Source organism: Pseudomonas sp. 910_23, from assembly GCF_052850795.1.
On sequence record NZ_VXCZ01000006.1, the window covers coordinates 313,541 to 333,421 of the forward strand.

A 19,881-nucleotide genomic window follows, 5' to 3' on the forward strand; every position below is an offset into this window, starting at 1 on the left:
CCCGGTTATCGGGAAGTGGCGTTACACCACGTTGATGCCGCTTTGTACCCAAAGCTGATGGGCCTGATCTTCCGCACTGGTGTAGATCACGTACTCCAGACCGTTCTCTACTTGCGTCACACCGCCAGTCCAGTCGCCGGTCAGGTGCACACTGTCCTGATCGTCGCCCTGAATCATCAAGCGATCCGACTCAGGCCCGGTGATGGACACCAGGTCTTCCAGGCTCAACGTCAGGTCAACGGCGCTGATATCGTTCAGGTCGATACTCTGCACATCGCTGACTTTGCCGATCAGGTCGGTGAGGTTGATGGCAGCATCCCCCCCTTCCCACAGCAACCCGTTTGCACCCGCGCCCGCATCGACGTGGGTGAAGTCGGTGTCATCAACCACCACCGCATCGTGGTGCTGAGCATCAACGCTGGCGGCGTCATCCGCGGTCTGATCCACCGCCCCCAGGGCCGCGGCAAAGCCGACACCCTCAGTGCCAGGCGCGCCCGGATTCGCGTCGTCCCAGACCAGGTCACGGTCTGGCGAGTCGATGCGGATGTACACGTCTGCGGTCTCTTCCTGACCCGTCGGCGTGGTGAGTTTGTAGGTGAATTTATCCACCTGGCCAATCTCATCCAACGTCAGGCCGGCATTCGGCGTGTAGACGTATTTGCCATCGGCAAAGACGGTCAACGTGCCGTGCTCACCGACGACTTGCGCCCCCGTCTGCCCAGGCACCACATAGGCCCCGGCTACCAGCACGCTCAACACCGTCAATGGCGAACCGAGCACATCCGGTCCGGCCAGGCTGCCAGCCAACAAGTCGCCGGTGGCGTTGGTCATTTCACCGGCCACAAATTGCGTGGTGAAGGTGGTAGTCAAGGTCTGAGCCACCGTGATGGTCGACAATGACAGCACCGAGCCTGTGGATGCGGTGACCCGATACGAACCGGCGTCCAGCCCGGTGAACGTATGCGACGACTGGGTGGTGGTCTGTTGCGTTTCCCATTGGCCTGCAATCAGTTTTTGCAGATTGACGGTGGTGGACGGCAACAGGGTCAAGCCGGAAGCGCTGACATCGACCTTCAACACAGCCGTAGAGTCGGCCGCGACGACTATGACTTGGCCCGTACCCGAGCCCGTGCCGATCGCCGGCAGGTTGTAGGTCAAGGCCGGCGCGTCGCTCTCTGTCACCAGGTTAACGATCGCTATCTGCGCCGAGCCCAGATCATCGTTCGCTACCGGGCTGACCGTGCCTGGAGCCGATGGGTCTGTTGCGTTCCAGGTCACGTCGACACTTGGGCTGTCGATGCGCACATACAAGGTAGCGGCGGCAGAACCACCCGCACCATTGACCAAGTGGTATTCGAACGCATCCACTTTGCCGATGTTGGCGACATCGCCGTTCGGGGTGTACTTGTAGTCACCATTGGCAAAAATAGTCAGTTGACCATATTGGCCTTGCAGCACCGTGCCGGTAGTGGCGTCCGCATCGACGAATTCACCGCCGACCTCGACCTGCACCTTGACGGGCCCGCCGTTGCCCGGCACATCCGGAGTGCCTCCCACACCAGGGTCGGTGATGACGTTGCCGGAGACTTCGGGACCGGCTTCGCCAGTGAAATCAGTCAGGCTGTTGTTGGTGACGCTCAATACCGCCGTCGCCCCCGCACCGATGCTGACCAGGTTTGGGTCCAGCTGGAGGGTGAAGCGGTATTGCCCGGCCTGCAGCCCTTCGATCTCGGCAGTGGTGCTTTGACCGAACAGGCCCAACAGATCCAGCAAGCCCGAACCGTTACTGCCCTGCTGAACCGGCAACCAGCCACCCGCGCCGTCGCTCACCTCCAGGACCGCAGTGAAACCGCCTCCCAGCAGCGAAACCAGATCCGCCTGGGCAAACTGCAGATTCAGCGTGCCGCTGGAACCTTCGGCAACCGTGAACTCCTGCGCCTTGGTGTGATCGCCCAGGATGATCCCGCCAACACCCAGCAGGGTGAAGACACGCATATCCGCCAGGTTGGTGTTGGATGTAACGGGTTTGATGGTCACTTCGCTTGTGGCGAGGTCGTCGAAGGCTTCTAGGTCGGCGTCGGCGTCGGCGTCGGCATCGGCGTCAGCATCGGCATCGGCATCGGCATCGGCATCGGCATCGGCATCGGCATCGGCGTCAGCATCGGCGTCCGCATCGGCATCGGCGTCAGCATCGGCGTCGGCGTCGGCATCGGCATCGGCATCGGCATCGGCATCGGCATCAGCATCGGCGTCGGCGTCGGCGTCGGCATCAGCATCAGCATCCGCATCAGCATCGGCGTCGGCGTCGGCGTCAGCGTCGGCATCCGCATCTGCGTCCGCGTCGGTATCATCAATATCAACGGCGACCACGTTAGTCGGGACAGACTCATTCCCCGCAGCGTCCGTCAAGGTGACGGCAAGCGTTTCACCGTTAACCTGAGGCGTGTTCAAGGTAACCTGGAAGGTGCCGTCATCTCCCACTGCCCCGGTGCCGATTACATTGCCATCGGTATCCTTTATGGTCACCGTGGCATTGGGTTCGCCTTTACCGCTGAGCGTTGCGCCGTCGGTGCTCAACGCCAGGTCGGTCGGTGCGGAAGGTGCGGTGGTATCACCCGCCACCACAGGGCTGGCAGGGGATTCATTGCCGGCAGCGTCTTTGAGAATGACGCTCAGCGTTTCGCCGTTAGTCTGCGGCGTGTTCAAGGTGACCTGGAAGCTGCCGTCATCCCCCACCGTGCCGGTGCCGATTACATTGCCATCGGCATCCTTTATGGTCACCGTGGCATTGGGTTCGCCCTTACCGCTGACGGTCAAACCGTCAGGGCTGACCTCCAACTCTGAAGCGGCGGCAGGTGCCGTGGTGTCACCGGCGACAACGGTTGCAGGCGGCGAGACTTGGCCCAAGGCATCCTTGAGGGTGACTTGCAGCGTTTCACCATTGGTTTGCGGTGTGCCCAGGCTGACCTGGAAATTACCGTCTGTACCAACGGTGCTGGTGCCGAGCACATTGCCCGCGGCATCTTTGACCGTTACCGTCGTACCGCCCTGGCCTTTACCGGTGAGGAGCGTGCCCGCACTGTTGACGGCCAGACCGCTCGCGGCTCCTGGAGCGGCGGGTGGCGAATCGTTACCTCCGCCTCCGCCGCCGCCGCTCATTGCCGCCGCAGCACCGCCCACGGCGAGTAGCCCCAGCCCCCACAGCACCCAGCTCGGGATGGAACTGTCTGCGGCAATGGCGGCCACACCCAGCTCGTCGAGGGTCGAAATTTCAGTAAAGGTGAAGCCCGAATAAGGCGTGGAATAGTTGCCAAGCAACAAAGTACCGTCTTCACCCTCCAGCACCAGTTGGTTTTTCGCACCGTCGGCGCCCACCACAAAAAAGTTCTGAACCGTGACGGTCTCACCTGACTTCAGCGTGACTACCAGATTCTGCCCGGACTGTTGAAACGACTGAACGCTTTCCGGCCCGAAGGGCAACTTTACAATGCTGGTACCTTTGAGGCTGGTAGTTCCCAAGGCATGTTCCGTCGCCGTCCCCGTCGCCTTGTCGACAATTGTTATATTTTTCATCTCTCACCCGTTTCAATTTATGGACACACAAAGCTCAGCGCGAGCGAATGCCCACGACAGTGATTACCGTCGAGCGCTAAATTTGTTTTTGCGTTATTGGTGAACTGTTCGGACTAAGTGGCGATCACCCAACGCCCGTTTCTTCACGCAGTCGCGCGTTGATGGGCTCCGACTCGCGACTCACAGGCGGCAATTGATGTGACAGGCAGGTAAGCCTGGAAGGCGCCGCCACCGGCAATGAGTGGGTACGCCCGCAAGCCCACAACTCAAGCAATCGGGAGAGATGGAGAGCCATGAGACTGGCCTTGTCGAGTCCCTGACCGGTGTGGGCCAAAGCAGCTGATCGCTCGGCAACACTCGCTGTCCGCTTCCTTTCGCTAGCCATTTTTAAGGCACCTGCACAACTTGGAAAAAGTAAAACACTGCAGTGAAAACTGTGGAGGCATACCCAACTGAAAACGCCCTCCAGCCAGATACTAGCGAGGCAATAGCCGACATCAAAGGGAAAACTAAACAGGTATTAAGCACGCCTACTTAACGAACATGCCCATCACATATATGACGCCCATCAATTATTTTTTTATCATCACACCATGATAATTAATCACTCCACACATGCGATCTACATGATGAATCAATGATCAAAAACCGAGAAAAACCATCAAACCTTTCCAAGTTGTAATAATTTATTTCAAGGCGGTACACACCTCAAACAGGCTCATGCGAACCAGTTAGTTGATTAGTAATAAAAACGCATATAGCTGCGAAGCTCGCGTAATGCGAGGCAGCAAAAGTTGTTAGTCACGATGGGGACAGGTATTAGGGGATATATCGAGGGGGCAGGTGCACAAGGCGCCTGAAATGCTGCGAACGCATAGACAAGCCAACCTCCGAGAACCCACCCAAAGGGGGCTCTCGGAACTTGCCTTTATTGAGGTTTGCGATAGCTATTGATGATGGCCGAGAAGTCTTTACCCCCCTCCCCGCGCTGGCTCATCGACTGGTACAACTGCTGGGCCACTGCGCCGAGGATCACCGGCTGATGCGCCTGGCGTGCGGCTTCCGTGGCCAGGCCCAAATCCTTGAGCATCAGGTCGGCACCAAAGCCACCGGTATAGCCACGCGATGATGGCGCGGTTTCGATCACGCCCGGCCAGGGATTATAGGTATCGGAACTCCAGCAGCGCCCGGTGGAGCTGTTGATGATGCCGGCCAGCACTTGCGTATCAATGCCGAGCGCATCGCCCAGGGCCATGGCCTCACTGACGCCGACCATGCTGATACCCAGCAGCAGGTTGTTACAGATCTTGGCGATTTGCCCGGTGCCGACATCGCCGCAGTGCACGATGTTGCGGCCCATCTGCGCCAGCACCGGTTGCAGGGTAGCGAATAATTCCGGGTTGGCGCCGACCATAAAGGTCAGCGTCCCGGCCTGGGCACCGCCGGTGCCACCGGAGACCGGTGCATCGGCCACTGCCACGCCCTGTTTCGCTGCCGCTGCCGCTACATCACGGATGGTTTGCGGATCGATGGTGCTGCAATCCACCGCTGGGACGCCTTTGCCGATGCCCGCGAGCACACCGTCGTCATTGAGCCATACGCTGCGCACGTGAGCAGCGGCCGGCAGCATGGTAATCACCAGTTCTGCGCCCTGGGCCGCATCACGCGGTGAGCTGCTGATGGTGCCGCCCAGTTCGGCGAGTTCCTTGAGTACCGCCTGGTTCAGGTCGAACAGGTTAAGCGCGTGCCCAGCCTTGATCAGGTTGCGGGCCATGGGCGCGCCCATGTTGCCCAGGCCGATAAATGCAATCTTCATGGTCGTCTCCCAGGTTCAGCGCAGGTTGATGGTGGTGTTGACGCCATCGTTGACCGTGTCGTCATCGAACCAGCGGCTGGTGACGGTTTTGGTCTGGGTGTAGAACTGCACCACTTGCTTGCCGTACGGGCCCAGGTCGCCGAGCTTGGAACCGCGCGAGCCGGTGAAGCTGAAGAACGGCACTGGCACCGGAATCGGAATGTTGATGCCGACCTGGCCCACATCGATTTCGCTCTGGAATTTACGCGCCGCCGCACCACTTTGGGTGAACAGGCCCGTGCCATTGCCGAACGGGTTGGCGTTAACCAGGGCGATGGCTTGGTCGAGGGTGTCGACTTCCAGCACTACCAGCACGGGGCCGAAGATTTCCTCGGTGTAGATGCGCATGTCGGTGGTCACGCCCGAGAACAGAGTCGGGCCGACAAAGTTACCTTGTTCGAAGCCCGGCACCTTGATATCGCGGCCATCCAGCTCCAGCTTGGCGCCTTCTTTCACGCCGCTTTCGATCAGTTCAAGGATGCGTGCCTTGGCGCGCTTGGAGATCACCGGGCCGACATCCGTGCCGGCTTCGCTGCCAGCATTGACCTTGAGCTTTTGTGCCAGAGCCTTGAGATCCGGCAGCCACTGCTTGGACGCGCCCACCAGCACCACCACCGAGGTGGCCATGCAACGCTGGCCCGCCGCGCCGAAACCGGCGCCGACCAGGGCATTGAGGGTGTGTTCACGGTTGGCATCCGGCAGCACCACGGCGTGGTTCTTGGCGCCCATCATCGACTGCACGCGCTTGCCGTGTTTGCCGGCCAGGTCGTAGACATGGGTGCCGACGGCGGTGGAACCGACGAAGGACACGGCCTTGATATCTTTATGAGTACAGAGTGCATCCACCACGTCCTTACCGCCATGCACCACGTTGAGCACACCGGCCGGTACGCCGGCTTCCAGCGCCAGCTCCACCAGCAGCATGGTCGACAAAGGGTCTTGCTCGGAAGGCTTGAGGACGAAGGTATTACCGCAGGCAATCGCCATCGGGAACATCCACAGCGGAATCATCGCCGGGAAGTTGAACGGAGTGATGCCGGCGCACACACCGATAGGTTGGCGCAGGGTGTAGGTGTCCACGCCACCGGCCACGTTTTCGGCGAATTCGCCCATTTGCAGGGTGCCGATGGAACAGGCGTGTTCGACCACTTCCAGACCACGGAAAATATCGCCCTCGGCATCGGCAATGGTCTTGCCCTGCTCGGCGCTGAGGACCACGGCGATACGCTTGGAGTGTTCACGGATCAGGGCTTGCAGCTTGAGCATGATGCGCATCCGCGCACCGATCGGCGTCAGCTTCCAGGTCTGAAAGGCGCGATGGGCGGCGTCGATGGCAGCGTTGACTTCATCGGCAGTGGCAAACGGGACCTTGGCCAGCACTTGTTGGGTGGCCGGGTTGACGATGTCTTGCCACTCGGTGGTCTTGGATTCGACCCACTCGCCGTTGATCAGCAACTTGACCTGTTGCACGGAAATATCGGCAGATGCGTTCATGTGGTCTCCAGAATCTTGTAGTTATGCAGAGAACCAAGGCGTTGAATCGCCTTGAAGAATGAGGCGTTCGGACTGTTTTTGGAGTATAGATGTGCAAACTTCTAATAAGAACGCACATAAAAGCCGGTCCAATATGCAAAAAAACATCACCTCCCTGGGCGCCCTGAACTGGGATGACCTGAAGTTTTTCCTCGAAGTGGCGCGCACCCGCAAGGCCAGCGTGGCCGCCAAGCGCCTGGCGGTGGACTACACCACCGTGTCGCGGCGCATCAGTTCACTGGAAGTGTCGCTCGGTACGTTGCTGTTCGAAAAATCCCGGACCAGCGGCTTCGTGCTCACCACCGAGGGCCAGCGTTTGCTCGGCTACGCGGAGTCCATCGAAAGCACCCTGCACATGGCCTGCGAACAAGTCTCCGGCTCCGGCGTGGCGCTGTCCGGCCATGTGCGCATGGGCTGCACCGAAGGGTTCGGCAGCTTCTTCGTCACCCCGCAGTTGAGCCATTTCGTCGACACTTATCCCGCGATCTCGGTAGACATCCTGCCCCTGCCCCACTTCATCAGTCTGTCAAAGCGCGAAGCCGACATCGTCATCGCCCTGGAGCGCCCGGAACACGGGCCGTATGTGTGCTGTAAACTGTGCGACTACAAACTGCAGCTGTACGCCACCCAGGACTACCTCGACCAACACCCGCCAATCCGCAAACCTGCGGATTTGGCCGAGCATCCGTTTATCAGCTACGTGGATGACCTGGCCTTCAGCTCGGAGCTGCTGTACCTGGCCAACGTGGTGCCCGGCGCCAGCGCCAGCCTGCGCAGTACCAGCGTGATCGCGCAGTACGTGGCGGCGCAGCAGGGCCGGTCGATGGCGATATTGCCGTGTTTTCTGGCGGCGCAGGATCCGCGCTTGTTGCCGGTGCTGGGAGAGCAGATTGCGATTACGCGGCAGTTCTGGATGTATTGCCGGGAGGATTTGAGGAAGTTGAAGCGGATTACGTTGTTGTGGGATTACATCAGAGAGGTGACTGAGCAGAATCAAGGGTTGTTGATGGGGCAGACGCGGGAGATGCGTTTTGCGGACTGAATGTGGGAGCTGGCTTGCCTGCAATAGCGGTGTATCAGCAAAAGCTATATCTACCGATCAACCGCCATCGCAGGCAAGCCAGCTCCCACATAGTGAATACATTTCAGCTGGGGGAAGGAGAACCCGCTTAGTCTGCGATCACAACAATCGACACCCGGCGATTCTCGGTGCGGCCTGCTGTGGTCGTATTCGGCGCCACCGGCTCGCTGCTGCCCAAACCGCGCAGTTGGATGTTTTCTTCTTTCATACCCACGCGGGTCAGCACCTTGCCCACGCTCTTGGCGCGGCGCAGGGACAGCGCCACGTTGTAGGGTTCTTTGCCGGAGGCGTCGGTGTGGCCGTCGACACGTACACGCTCGATGCCCGCGCCTACCAGGGCCTGGCCGATGCGTTCGACGATGTCGGTGCTGGGTTTATTGAGGGTTTCGACGTCGCTGCCAAACAGGACCTTGCCGGACAGGCCGAAGGCCCAGCCCTCGTCTGTCAGCTCGAAGCCTTGCTGCTTGAGTACGGCGACTTGCGCCGGGGTGAGCCCCTTGGGCGGGGGCGTCTGGCAGCCGCTGAGGGCCAGGAAGGCGACGAGTAAGGAAATAAATAAAACGCGTGTGTTAGCGAACAAGGGAATCAACTCCTGTGTTGAACGTTGACGACGGGATGCTCCGACTCCGCCGTTTGCTGGCCGCCTGAAGACAGGCGTTTGGCCTGGTACATCGCCGCATCGGCGGCGTTGAGCAAGGTGCCGGGAGTGGCGCCATGATCGGGATAAATGGCAATGCCGATACTGAGGGAGGTCAACACCTGGGTACCCCCTGGCAGCGAAATCGGCACGTCCATGCTGGCAATGATTTTATCGGCGATGCGATGGGCGTCTTCGGCCTTGTGCAGCGGCGCCAGCAATACCGCAAATTCATCGCCGCCCAGGCGTGCCACCAGGTCATCCTCGCGCAGTTGCGCACGCACGCGATCGGCAACAGCCACCAACACGGCATCGCCAGCAGCGTGACCGAAGCTGTCGTTGATGTCTTTGAAGCGGTCGCTGTCGAGAAACAGCACCGCCACCCGCTCGTTGACCTTGGCGGCACTACGCAAGGCGCGAATAAGCCGGCCTTCGAAGAACGCGCGGTTGGGCAGGCCAGTGAGGCTGTCATGGCTGGCCTGGTGGGCCAGGGTTTCGTTTTCGCTTTGCAGGTGGCTCTGCCAGGCCTCCATCTCGCCGAGCAGGGCGTTGAAGTCGCTGCCCAGGCTGTCGAGTTCGGCGATCTGCGCCGAGGGTACGCGGCGGTCAAAGTCTCGCTCGCTGCGCGCGGCGTGAGCGACGGCGGCCAGGCGTTGCAGTGGCACGGTGATGCCATTTAACAGACGCCGCGACAAGTGCAAGGCCACCCAGGCGCTGAGGGCGGTGCAGATCAGAATCCCGATCAGGCCGCTGAGCAAGAAGCGCAACAGGCTGCCACCGTGGCCGACCAGATGGATGCTGCCGACGGTTTGCCCTTGGCGCAGAATCGGCTGGCTGATGGGCTGTTCGAGCAGGGCGTGCGCTATTTGCAACTCGACCCGTGACAACATGCCGGTTTCCGGGCGAACCCAGCGCGCCAGCAGCTTGCCGTTGATATCGAATACTTCTGCCTGGGCCACTTCTTCGGTGGAGGCGATCAGGCTCAGGGCTTCGGTGGCCGCCGCGCTGTCGTTGAACACTACAGCCGCTTCCACGGTGTAGTTGATGGAGCGGGCGATCAGGTGCAGGTTGTGCTCGGCGTAAACCCGCAGGGCAAGTACGCCGAGCAGGGTCAGGGACACACTGGCCAGGGTGACCGCCACCAGCGCCAGAATCATATGCCCGCGGGCAATCACCGAGCGCAGGGTCGGCCGCACTTTATCGCGGCTCATGAGCCAGGCGCTCGACGGCGAGACAACTGCAACACACTGGGATGGATACGCACGCCGCTGCGGGCGACGGAATCCAGGTTGACCTCGAACGACACCTGCTCATCGCTGACGCGCAGGCAGAACAGGCTGCCCACCGTGCACTGGTCGCCCCCTTCGCTAATGCTGAGTACAGGGTGGCCAATCAATGAGGTAAACAGGCGGTTGCGTTCGTCGGGGGTGATTTTGCCGATGTAGACGGCATCGCAGGCATTGACGATATCCGGATGATCGACCAGCAGGCGCCGTACCAGCACTGGACGACCGGTGGCCTGGGTGGTGCCTTTGACCAGGTCATCGGTGTACTGAGTCGGCCCCACAACACACAGCCGCAATTGCGCAGGCTCCACCGGCCATCGCGCATAACTGAGAATGCCCAGGACGACCTGGGTGACCGCCTGGGCGCGCTGCTCGGCGAGGCTCGGCGTCTGCGCCCAGATGCGCGGTGCGAGCAGGCACAGAACCGCCACCAGCAACATCCGTCTCCAGCTCAAACTGCGCTCTGTGGGCGAGACAGCCACGTTCATGCAGCACTTCTCTCAGGTATTTTCCAGGGTGATGCCGCAACGATAGCACAGCGGCGGGAAACCCCATGCCGCACGGCTGACACGAGGCCTACTATTTTTTCAGAAAAATCAGACATCTGAATCAGAAATATTTCATGACCTATCAGTCAGTTTTTCAGGCACGGCGTCCAACTCCAGCATCAACCCGCTCAAACGCTTGACCTTGCGCCGTACCGCCTCCTCAAACACCCCACCGCGGGGCTCGATCAAGCTGAACCAGCGCTTGGCGCGGGTAATACCGGTATAGATCAACTCCTTGGTCAACACCGGGTTCAAAGCGTCCGGAAGGATCAGCGCCGTATGGGTGAACTCCGAGCCCTGGGATTTGTGCACGGTCATCGCATACACGGTTTCAACATCATTCAAGCGGCTGGGCAGCACAAAACGTACGCCGCCTTGGCCATCGTTACGTGGGAAGGCCACCCGCAGCACGTGGGAGCCGCCCTCGTTTTCGGGCAATTTCAACGCGATACCGATGTCGCCGTTCATCAGGCCCAGGCCGTAATCGTTACGGGTCATCAGTACCGGACGACCTTCGTACCACTGCTCGTCGCCTTCGATCAGGCGTACTTTGCGCAGGGCCGCGGTGATGCGCTGATTCAACCCTTCAACGCCCCAAGGGCCTTTGCGCACGGCGCAGAGCAGTTGGAACGCATCGAAGGCTTGCAGCAACTGTTGCGCCCAATGCGTCCAGGCCGGGTCATCACGTGGCGTATCCAAGGGTGGACGTGCCGATTGCAGCAGATTCAGGTAGTAGCGATAGCCTTGGGCGCCGTCGCCCTGGCCGTCTAGCACCAGGCGCTCAAGGGCATAGTCATGCTCGCCCTTGAGGCTGACGCAAAACAGGTCGTCATGACGACCTGCGGCCAACAGCTGACGTGCCTGTTCGGCATTTTGCTGGTTGACCCAGCGCGCCAGCTGGCCGATGCCGCTGCCTTCGCCGAAACGACGTGAATAGCGCAGCATCACCACCTGCTGGGCCAGGGGATGGCTACCGTCGAGGTCTTCTTGCAGGCCGCTGGCACTGAGGTCTTCGCCGCTGACGGCTTGCAGCCATTGCCGAGTGTGCGGGCTGTACCAGCCGTCTTCGGCATCACGACACAAATCACCGAGTACCGCACCCGCTTCCACCGACGCCAATTGGTCCTTGTCGCCCAGCAATACCAGACGCGCATGGGATGGCAAGGCGTCGAGCAGGTTGGCCATCATTTCCAGGTCGATCATCGAGGCTTCATCCACCACCAGCACGTCTAACGGCAATGGATTACCGAGGTGATGCCGGAAGTGGCGAGTACCGGGACGACTGCCCAGCAGGCGGTGAACCGTGGTGACCTGCGTCGGGATTTTTTCCCGCACGCTGTCGGGCACTGTCAGCGACAGCACTTGCTGGCTGATGGATTCGGTCAGGCGCGCAGCGGCTTTACCGGTGGGCGCGGCCAGGCGAATGCGCAACGGGCTGCCGGACTCCACGGCGGGCGCCTGCAGCAACGCAAGCAGGCGCACTACGGTGGTGGTCTTGCCGGTGCCGGGGCCGCCAGTGACGATACTGAATGCGCCGCGGGTAGCCAGCGCACAGGCAAGTTTTTGCCAATCAATCACCCCATCCGGCGCCGGTTGGTCGAACAGGCGGTTGAGGCGTTGTGGCAAATCGGCAGCTGCGGGCTCCACGCTCGCGAGGCGCAGGCGCAGGGCGCGATCGATACGTCGCTCGTAGGTCCAGTAGCGGCGCAGGTACAGGCGTTTGCCGGACAACACCAATGGCCGGCTCTGGGCCACGTCGCTGCCATCGACCGCCAGCGCGACCAGTGGGCTGCCCGCCAGGGCATGGCACCAATGGGCACCGTCCAGGCCGTGCAGCAACTGCGACGGCAGCAGCATGGCGCCGGTGTGCAGGTCGCCTTCGGGCGGCAAAGACAGGGCGAAGTCCGGCGTCTTGAGGGTTTCGAACAGGTCCAGGCAGACGTGGCCATGGCCCAGTTGATGGCTGGTCAACGCGGCCGCCAGCAGCACCAAGGGATCGGCCTGGGCATCAAGCTCGTGCAGGAAGCCGACGAAGGCTTTGTCCAGGGCCCGCAACCAGCCACGCTCGACCCAACGCTCAAGCAACTGCACCAGGTCAGTGGCGTGACTCAGCGGTGCCAGCTCCTCCAGCGGTAACGGCGACAGGCTCATAGCAACACTCCTTGTTCCCAGACGGGCTCGACCTTGGGCGCAATTGGCTTGCCCTGGAACAACAGGTCCAGGCTTTCGATCAGCTCACGGGGCGGCCGGGTGAAATACGCCCCCTGGCTCACCGACTGGGTGCCACGCAGGAACAGGTACAAGGCGCCGCCGACGTGCTGGTCGTAGTCATAATCGGGCAGGCGTGCCTTGAGCTGGCGATGCAGGGCCAGCAGGTAAAGTACGTATTGCAGGTCGTACCGATGCTCAAGGATCGACTGCTCCATGGCTTGCTGGGTGTAGGCCGAATCGTCGGGGCCGAGCCAGTTGGATTTGTAGTCCGCCACGTAGTAGCGCCCCTCGTGTTCGAACGTCAGGTCGATAAACCCCTTGAACATGCCGTTGAGCAGCACCGGCTCCGCGGCCACACGGGAAACGCCGCCGTGGGTGTGCCGGCACACCAGCTTGTCGAGGGCGAGCACATCGACTGTGTGACTGGCGAACCAGAACTCCATTTCAATCTGGTACTGCTCAAGACCGCTGAGGGTCACGTGGTCGTTGTACAGCGGCAACGGCGTTTGCAACAGATGCCCCAGCCAGCCGCTGAGGGTGACGATCCAGCCTTCCCAATTGCGGCGGTTACAGCGTGCGCCCACGGCCTTTTCGATGGCCTCGAGCGTCACGTTGAAACCCTCTTCACCGGCCCACTCCAACAAGCCGTGGAGGAAGGTGCCTGGATTAGGCCCGCGTGGGAAACGGTGAATATCACCGCCGGACGCCACCACTTCCCGTGGTGCATCGGGGTCGAGGCGTTCGTCATCGAACAGCTTCTGGGCCTGCGGGCTTTCCGGCGCTTCGAGGCTGGCGGCGCTCATGCTGTCGCCAATGCGCAAAGCACTGTAGGAGGCAATCCACCAGTTTTCCGCAGCCTTGCGTTTGGGCAGCAACGGCGCAAGCAACGTCGCTTCATTGCGCGGCGGGTGAAACAGGATGTCCTGGATATTCGGCACAAGGCCATAACGGATGGCCGGGCAACCTTCCTGTAAATCCAGCAACCAGCGCGCCAGGCCGGTGGACTCGCCCAACGACGTCCCGCCCCCCAGCAAATACCCCAATGCCGACAGGTGCAAGACCGAGCTGCTGTTATTGCCGCGCTTGAGGTCGGCAATGCCCAGCCAGCACGCGTGTTTGGCGCGGGTCAAGGCCACGTAGAACAAACGCAGGTCTTCGGCCAGGCGCTCGTCATCGGCTTGGGCGATCAGCTCGGCCGTTGGCCGCAGGCTCACTTGGGACTTGCCGTGTTCATCGTGGTAATGCAGCGGCAAGCGACTGCCATCCACCGGTTTGGCCGAGCAGATGAAGGGCAAGAACACCAGGTCGTATTCCAGGCCCTTGGATTTGTGGATGGTCACCACCTTGACCAGTTGCTCATCGCTTTCCAGACGCAGGATCTGTTCTTCACCGGCCTGGCCCGACAGTGCCAGGTGATCGGCCAAGTGGCGGATCAACGCCTGTTCACCATCGAGTTCCGACGCGGCTTGTTGCAGCAACTCACTGAGGTGCAACAAGTTGGTCAGCACGCGCTCGCCATCACTGCGGGCGATAAGGGTTTGAGGCAGCTTGAAGTCGTGGAGCAGGCGACGCAGCATCGGCAGCACGCCTTGGGTGCGCCAGATTGCGCGGTAGCCACGGAACTGCATCACGCGCGATTCCCACGCCAATTCGTCCTGGTTCAGACGCTCCAGTTCCGCCAGGGACAGGTTCAAGGTGACGCATGCCAGGGCGGCGCGCAGCGGGCGCTCGACATCCGGCTCGGCGCAGGCCTTGAGCCAGGCCAGCAGGTCGTGAGCTTCCTGGGCGGCGAAAACCGAGTCCTTATCCGACAGGTACACACTGCGCACGCCACGGCTGGCCAACTCAGCGCGCACGGCCTGGGCTTCCTTGCCGTCGCGTACGAGGATGGCGATGTCTGACGGCAATACGCCCTTGAGGCTGCCCTCTTTTACAAAACCTGCTGTGCCTTGCTGCCCACCATTGAGCAACGCGACGATCTGTGTGGCGCAGGCCGCAGCCAAGTGCTGACGGTAAACCGCGGTGGAAATCGGCTGGTCGGTAGGCAGGTGCCACAGGTTCATGGCCGGCAACGGTTGGCCGTCAACCTGCAGGTGCTCGCTGCGGCCCTGGGAGAGCACCGGGTGAAACGGCACCGGGTTCTCGCCGTTGGGCTCGCGGAACAGGAACGCACCACGGCCGGTTTCCGCACGCTGGAACACGTGGTTTACCGCTTCGACCATCGCATGGCTGGAGCGGAAGTTGGTGCCCAGGGTGTGATGGCGGCCGGTGGTGGACTGCCGGGCGCGCAGGTAGGTGTAGATGTCGGCACCGCGAAAGGCGTAGATCGCCTGCTTCGGGTCGCCGATCAAGAACAGGCCACTGTCCAGGTGGTTTTCGTCGATGCGGTAGATGCTGTCGAAGATGCTGTATTGCACCGGGTCGGTGTCTTGAAATTCATCAATCAGCGCCACCGGAAATTGCTCACGGATCACACTGGCCAGGCGCTCGCCACCGTCTGCCTGAAGGGCCGCGTTGAGGCGGATCAGCATGTCGTCGAAGCCCATTTCAGCGCGGCGACGCTTCTCTTCTTCGAAGCGTTTACCCACCCAGCCAGCCGCATGTTGCAATACCGCGGCGTCGGGCGTTGGCAATGCATCGAGGCTGGCTTTGAGACTGGCCATGGCCTCGATACCGGGGTGCTGTGGCGGCTCACCTTTCCAGGCTTCGGCCATGCCGTCGGGCGTGAGACGGGTGAAGCCGGTACCGATGTCCAATTGCTCCAGGGTTTCATCGGCTGCCCAGGCACTGATCTTTTCGAACCAGGGTTCGAAGTAGCGCGCTTGCATCTTGCGCCCATCGACCGTTTTGGCGGCGACGGCTTGCAGGCAGATATCGCGCAGCTCGGCGGCCCATTGTTGCCAGGGTGCCTTGAGGGTCGTCAGCGCGGCGCGACGCTCTTGCAAACAAGCGTTGATCAGTTCGGCCGGTTCGCGACTTTCGTCGGTGGGCCGCTCGCTGCCGAACAGCGCACGCACCCTTGGCATCAGCGCCGCGGGGCCGCCCCAATTGTTGCGCACCCAGTTGAGCGCATCGTCGTGCATCGGGTAGCAGAACAATCGCCAGTAATCGCGCAGCACTTCGCCCAGCAGGTCGCTATGGTCAGTTTCCAGGGTCTGGGTGAACAGGCTGCCACTGTCGAACGCATGTTCACGCAACATGCGCTGGCACCAGCTGTGGATAGTCGAGACGGCGGCTTCATCCATCCATTGCGCTGCGATGTCCAGGCGGTTGGCGCAGGCCGGCCATTGCTGCGGAGCGTATTGCTCGCGCAGGTCGGCGATCAACGCATCGGGCTGCTCGATCTCGTCGCGAAAGAAGCGCGCAGCTTCGGCCAGGCGGATGCGGATGCGTTCACGCAACTCCTTGGTCGCCGCATCGGTGAACGTGACGACAAGAATTTGCGGCGGCAGCAGTTCGCGGCCGAAGCCGGACTCATCACCACCATGGCCGAGCACCAGACGCAGGTATAACGCGGAGATGGTGAAGGTCTTGCCAGTGCCGGCACTGGCTTCAATCAACTGGCTGCCTTTAAGCGGGAATGCCAGGGCCAAGGGTTTGCCGATCATGCGCTGGCCTCCGCGCTGGAAAGCGATCGCCATGGTGCGTTGATGAGCGGGCGATACAGGGTTTCGCACCAGCCTTCGAATTCCTCACTGGCGACCAACGCCGCGTAGTCGGGAAATTGCCGCGTGAGAGCAGGCGTTTCGCGGCGTTCGCCGTCAGTGGTGATGCCATCGCCTTCGTAAGCTTTGCTGGCCGCGGCTTGGGCCTTGGCGGGGTCAGTTTGGCCGAGCCAGGCGAAAGCGGTTTTTACTGCAACGGGCAGCGGTGTGCTCATACCGGTGTGCCAAGCCAGCAGCAGGTTGCCGAGGATTTCCTGGGCAGTAGGTTTATCCAACGGCTCGAGCAGCAAGGTGTCGTCACTTGCTACCAGGCCGGTACTCAATGGCAGGCCACAGGCGCAGGCCACCACATGGTTGACCCAAGGGCGGATCAAGCGATGCCACTTGCGTGTCTTGATCGAGCCAATGCTGTTGGGGATGGTGGTAACGCTTAACAGGCCGCCATCGCTGCGGCGATGCAAGCCGCTGATCCAACCTTCCAACTGAATGCCTCGATACTCAAAAGTGATAGGTTCAACGCCGGTATGTGGGGTCGGCCACAGCGCCAGAAGCTGTTGATAGCGCTGCACCAGATCCGGCAACGGCTCGATCAACTCCTTACGCAGGCACTCACCGAAACCGACCATCGGCAACAGGCCACTGCCCTGCAAACGCAGGGCTTGGGCGTTGAGGGCCTGGTCGAGGTGATCGGGGTGGGTCAGTGCAGCATTTAGCAGACTGTCGCTGAGGCTATAGCGCTGCAGTGCGTCGAGGACGAAGGGTTCTTCGTCAGCCAGAGGCACTTCTGCCGCTTCGAAGAATACTTTCAGACGCTGGCTGAAAAAATGTTTGACTGGGTTGCGCAAGAAGTCCTGCAACTGACCGAGGCTCAGGGGTTCTTCCTGTTGATGCTGCAGCAATACATTCGCTGGGGGCATGACATCCCGCGCTTCATGCAGCAATTGCCATTCGCGGGCGTAGCTGAACAGTGGATCGCCTTCATGGAAGTAGCGGGCGCTGAAGGGTTGGAGCGGGTGTTCCTGGGTCATTGCGTCGATCGGCGGCTTATCGCTGCCGGCGTGCTGCCAGCCGCTGGCGAGGTGGTCGCGCAACTGGCCGATCAATACCGAGGCAGGGCGATCGCTGTTATCGCGGATGCTGCGGCCAACCCAACTGATATAGAGCTGGTCGCGGGCCGAGAGCAGCGCTTCGAGCAGTAAGTAGCGGTCGTCTTCGCGGCGCGAACGGTCACCGGGACGGTAGTCGCTGCCCATCAGGTCGAAGTCCAGCGGCGGTTGTGCTCGTGGGTAGTCGCCGTCGTTCATGCCGAGCAGGCAGACCAGCTTGAACGGGATCGCACGCATGGGCATCAGGGTACAAAAATTGACAGCTCCGGCGAGAAAGCGCTGGGACAAGCGACCCTGATCCAATCCGGCCAGCCATGCCTCACGGACGACCGTAAGCGGTAACTCGTCCTGCAAGCCAACGGATTCGCAGGTTTCCAGCCAGGTCTCTCTCAGTTGCTCAAGCTGGCCCAAGAGGTAGTCATCGTGCTCGCTGCTGGGCAGGAAGAACAGCTGCATCAAGCGTTGCAATCGCTCGCCCCACACCCTGGGAGCAGCCGGTTGTGATAACGCCTGATGGGCATCATTCAAGGCATCGAGCAGGGCGACCAGCGGGCCGATCAATGCCGCATCGAGGCCGCCAATTTCGTCGTAGGGCTCAATACCTTCACAGGCCATGCCAGTGCCGACTGCATAGCCCAGTAACATACGGCGCAGGCCGAATCGCCAGCTGTTTTGTTCCAGATCTGTGGGTAGACCCAAACCGACACGTTGTTCGGCGTTCAGCCCCCAGCGGATACCGGCACCTTCGATCCAGCGATGCAGGGTGGGCAGGTCGCGCTCTTTGATAGCAAAACGCTCACGCAGGGCGGGAACGTCGAGCAGGTCGAGGATTTCACTGACGGGGAAACGACTGTCGGGAAGCTTGAGCAGATGTTCGACGGCGATCAGTAGCGGGTCGCGGCCGCGTTGGCCTTGGTCTGTCAGGGTAAAGGGGATGAAGCGTGGGTCATTTCGCTCAAGCTGGCCGAAGACCGCGCGGATGTGCGGCGCGTAGCTGTCGACGTCGGGAACCATGACGATGACGTCCCGAGGGCGCAACGTTGGATCGGCGCTGAAGCGTTGGAGCAATTGGTCGTGGAGGATTTCCACTTCGCGCTGGGCGCTGTGGGCGATGTGGAACCGGATGGACGTATCATGCTCCAGATCAACAGCGGGCCACAGTTCGCGGGTTTCATTCAGCGGGCGCAGTTCGAGGATATCGTCCTGGAGCTGGTTGAGCAGCGTGGTGGGTTCGCTGTCACTGAACAGATCGATGCGCCCATCGCGAAATGCGGCGCGGTAGCTGTTGGGGTCATCGTAGCTGTCCAACAAACTGATGTAATCACGGCCCTGCTTGCCCCAGGCTGCCAGTAGCGGATGGGCGTGCTGGTGCAAGGTTTGGGGATCGATAGTGACCGGCATACCGGCTTTGCGCGCCTGGCGCTTGTATTCATTACGCAGTAAATCCTTGTCGGCGACGATGTCGGACCAATGATGGCGGCAAGGGTTATGTACACAGAGCAGGACCTGGCTGAAACGGGCCAGGCCAGCGAGGGCTTCCAGTGCTTGGGCCGGCAGTGATGAAATGCCGAATACAATCACCCGGGAAGGCAAGCCGGGCGGCGCTTGCTCAAGACTGTTGATGCGCTCGATGAAGCGCTGGTGAACGCCAGCTCGGCTTTCAGCCATGCCCTCCTCTCCTACATCCAGCAGCAGTGCACGCCATAACTCGGCTTGCCAGCAGTTGGCAGGGTTGAGGGGCTTGGATTCGCCTCGACCATTGCGCAGTTGGTGCCGACCTGCGGCCCAGTCTTCCAGCCAATCAGCGCGGTAGACCTGGTATTGGTCGAACAAATCGGCCAGGCGCTCGGCAAGTTGGTAACGTTTGCGCAGGTCGGTGTCTTGAGTCAGGAAGCGCTGTAGGGGCTCAAAATACGGCTGGCCAATCAGTTCGGGTAACAGGCGCATAAGACGCCAGGTCAGCGGGGCTTTATCGAGCAGGGACTTGGGTGGAATTTCATCACGGCCCAGGACCATGCGGTAGAGCTGCCACATAAAGCTGCCAGGCAGTTGCACGTCGATTGCTGCGGCAATGCCGCAGCCGCCCATATCATCTTCTTGCGGATCTTCAGCCAAGGCCAGCTTGAGCCATTGGGCGATGCCGTTGCTTTGTACCAACGCGATTTCGTTTTCCAAAGGCGCCAGTGGATAACGGCGCATCCAGCTGACCACCAGGCTGCGCAGTTCGTCCAGGCGGTTGCCGTGAACCACCATGAATCCAGGGCTGAGGGACGTCGCGTCCGGCATAACGGCTTCCTTGGGAAAAGCAAAATCGAGGGGTGGACTTTAGCACTGTGGTGCATGGGGCGGACACAGCCTGACAGGCGTGCGCACACAGGGTGGACGC

Annotated in this window: 10 protein-coding genes; 1 reads left to right on the forward strand and 9 read right to left on the reverse strand. The window is 61.0% G+C overall.

Annotated features, from left to right (window positions below; all coding sequences use genetic code 11):
• Nucleotides 1-21 precede the first annotated feature (21 nt).
• The 3 genes from FW800_RS10090 to FW800_RS10100 all read right to left on the reverse strand — a co-directional run bounded on the left by FW800_RS10090 (nt 22) and on the right by FW800_RS10100 (nt 6,922).
• On the reverse strand, nt 22-3,573 hold the full coding sequence (locus tag FW800_RS10090; RefSeq protein WP_446437519.1) for a BapA/Bap/LapF family large adhesin: 3,552 nt from the start codon (nt 3,571-3,573) through the stop codon (nt 22-24).
• Nucleotides 3,574-4,501: 928 nt separating this feature from the next.
• Nucleotides 4,502-5,389, reverse strand: a complete 888-nt coding sequence (gene mmsB, locus FW800_RS10095; protein ID WP_005791381.1) for a 3-hydroxyisobutyrate dehydrogenase — start codon at nt 5,387-5,389, stop codon at nt 4,502-4,504.
• A gap of 15 nt (nt 5,390-5,404) precedes the next feature.
• Nucleotides 5,405-6,922 (reverse strand): CoA-acylating methylmalonate-semialdehyde dehydrogenase, encoded by a 1,518-nt coding sequence (locus FW800_RS10100; protein ID WP_032879481.1) that lies wholly within the window; start codon nt 6,920-6,922, stop codon nt 5,405-5,407.
• Between the two features lie 133 nt (nt 6,923-7,055).
• Here FW800_RS10100 and FW800_RS10105 point away from each other — a divergent pair, with 133 nt between their 5' ends.
• Nucleotides 7,056-8,003 (forward strand): LysR family transcriptional regulator, encoded by a 948-nt coding sequence (locus FW800_RS10105; RefSeq protein ID WP_005791385.1) that lies wholly within the window; start codon nt 7,056-7,058, stop codon nt 8,001-8,003.
• 127 nt (nt 8,004-8,130) lie between these two features.
• Here the strand turns inward: FW800_RS10105 and FW800_RS10110 are convergent, their stop codons facing one another.
• From FW800_RS10110 to recC, 6 genes are all read right to left on the reverse strand, one after another.
• Nucleotides 8,131-8,622 (reverse strand): OmpA family protein, encoded by a 492-nt coding sequence (locus tag FW800_RS10110; RefSeq protein WP_078822303.1) that lies wholly within the window; start codon nt 8,620-8,622, stop codon nt 8,131-8,133.
• A 5-nt stretch (nt 8,623-8,627) separates the two neighbouring features.
• Complete coding sequence (locus FW800_RS10115; RefSeq protein ID WP_032879477.1) at nt 8,628-9,890, reverse strand: diguanylate cyclase domain-containing protein; 1,263 nt, start codon at nt 9,888-9,890, stop codon at nt 8,628-8,630.
• Nucleotides 9,887-10,453 carry a YfiR family protein gene (locus tag FW800_RS10120; protein WP_446437520.1) on the reverse strand — a complete coding sequence of 189 codons (567 nt, stop codon included), beginning with the start codon at nt 10,451-10,453 and terminating at the stop codon, nt 9,887-9,889. The genes FW800_RS10115 and FW800_RS10120 overlap by 4 nt, the downstream gene beginning before the upstream one ends.
• Nucleotides 10,454-10,585: 132 nt before the next feature.
• Nucleotides 10,586-12,664: an exodeoxyribonuclease V subunit alpha gene (gene recD / locus FW800_RS10125; RefSeq protein ID WP_446437521.1), complete on the reverse strand. Its 2,079-nt coding sequence runs from the start codon at nt 12,662-12,664 to the stop codon at nt 10,586-10,588.
• Nucleotides 12,661-16,332 carry an exodeoxyribonuclease V subunit beta gene (recB, locus tag FW800_RS10130; RefSeq protein ID WP_446437522.1) on the reverse strand — a complete coding sequence of 1,224 codons (3,672 nt, stop codon included), beginning with the start codon at nt 16,330-16,332 and terminating at the stop codon, nt 12,661-12,663. Before recB ends, recD begins: the two co-directional genes overlap by 4 nt.
• Nucleotides 16,329-19,781, reverse strand: a complete 3,453-nt coding sequence (gene recC / locus FW800_RS10135) for an exodeoxyribonuclease V subunit gamma (protein WP_446437523.1) — start codon at nt 19,779-19,781, stop codon at nt 16,329-16,331. The genes recB and recC overlap by 4 nt, the downstream gene beginning before the upstream one ends.
• Nucleotides 19,782-19,881 lie beyond the last annotated feature (100 nt).

Excerpts from the sequence above, each read along its gene's own strand:
- recD (WP_446437521.1), bottom strand. The coding sequence starts at position 12,664 with ATGAGCCTGTCGCCGTTACCGCTGGAGGAGCTGGCACCGCTGAGTCAC.
- FW800_RS10100 (WP_032879481.1), bottom strand. The coding sequence starts at position 6,922 with ATGAACGCATCTGCCGATATTTCCGTGCAACAGGTCAAGTTGCTGATC.
- recC (WP_446437523.1), bottom strand. The coding sequence starts at position 19,781 with ATGCCGGACGCGACGTCCCTCAGCCCTGGATTCATGGTGGTTCACGGC.
- recB (WP_446437522.1), bottom strand. The coding sequence starts at position 16,332 with ATGATCGGCAAACCCTTGGCCCTGGCATTCCCGCTTAAAGGCAGCCAG.
- FW800_RS10105 (WP_005791385.1), top strand. The coding sequence starts at position 7,056 with ATGCAAAAAAACATCACCTCCCTGGGCGCCCTGAACTGGGATGACCTG.
- FW800_RS10120 (WP_446437520.1), bottom strand. The coding sequence starts at position 10,453 with ATGAACGTGGCTGTCTCGCCCACAGAGCGCAGTTTGAGCTGGAGACGG.
- mmsB (WP_005791381.1), bottom strand. The coding sequence starts at position 5,389 with ATGAAGATTGCATTTATCGGCCTGGGCAACATGGGCGCGCCCATGGCC.
- FW800_RS10090 (WP_446437519.1), bottom strand. The coding sequence starts at position 3,573 with ATGAAAAATATAACAATTGTCGACAAGGCGACGGGGACGGCGACGGAA.
- FW800_RS10115 (WP_032879477.1), bottom strand. The coding sequence starts at position 9,890 with ATGAGCCGCGATAAAGTGCGGCCGACCCTGCGCTCGGTGATTGCCCGC.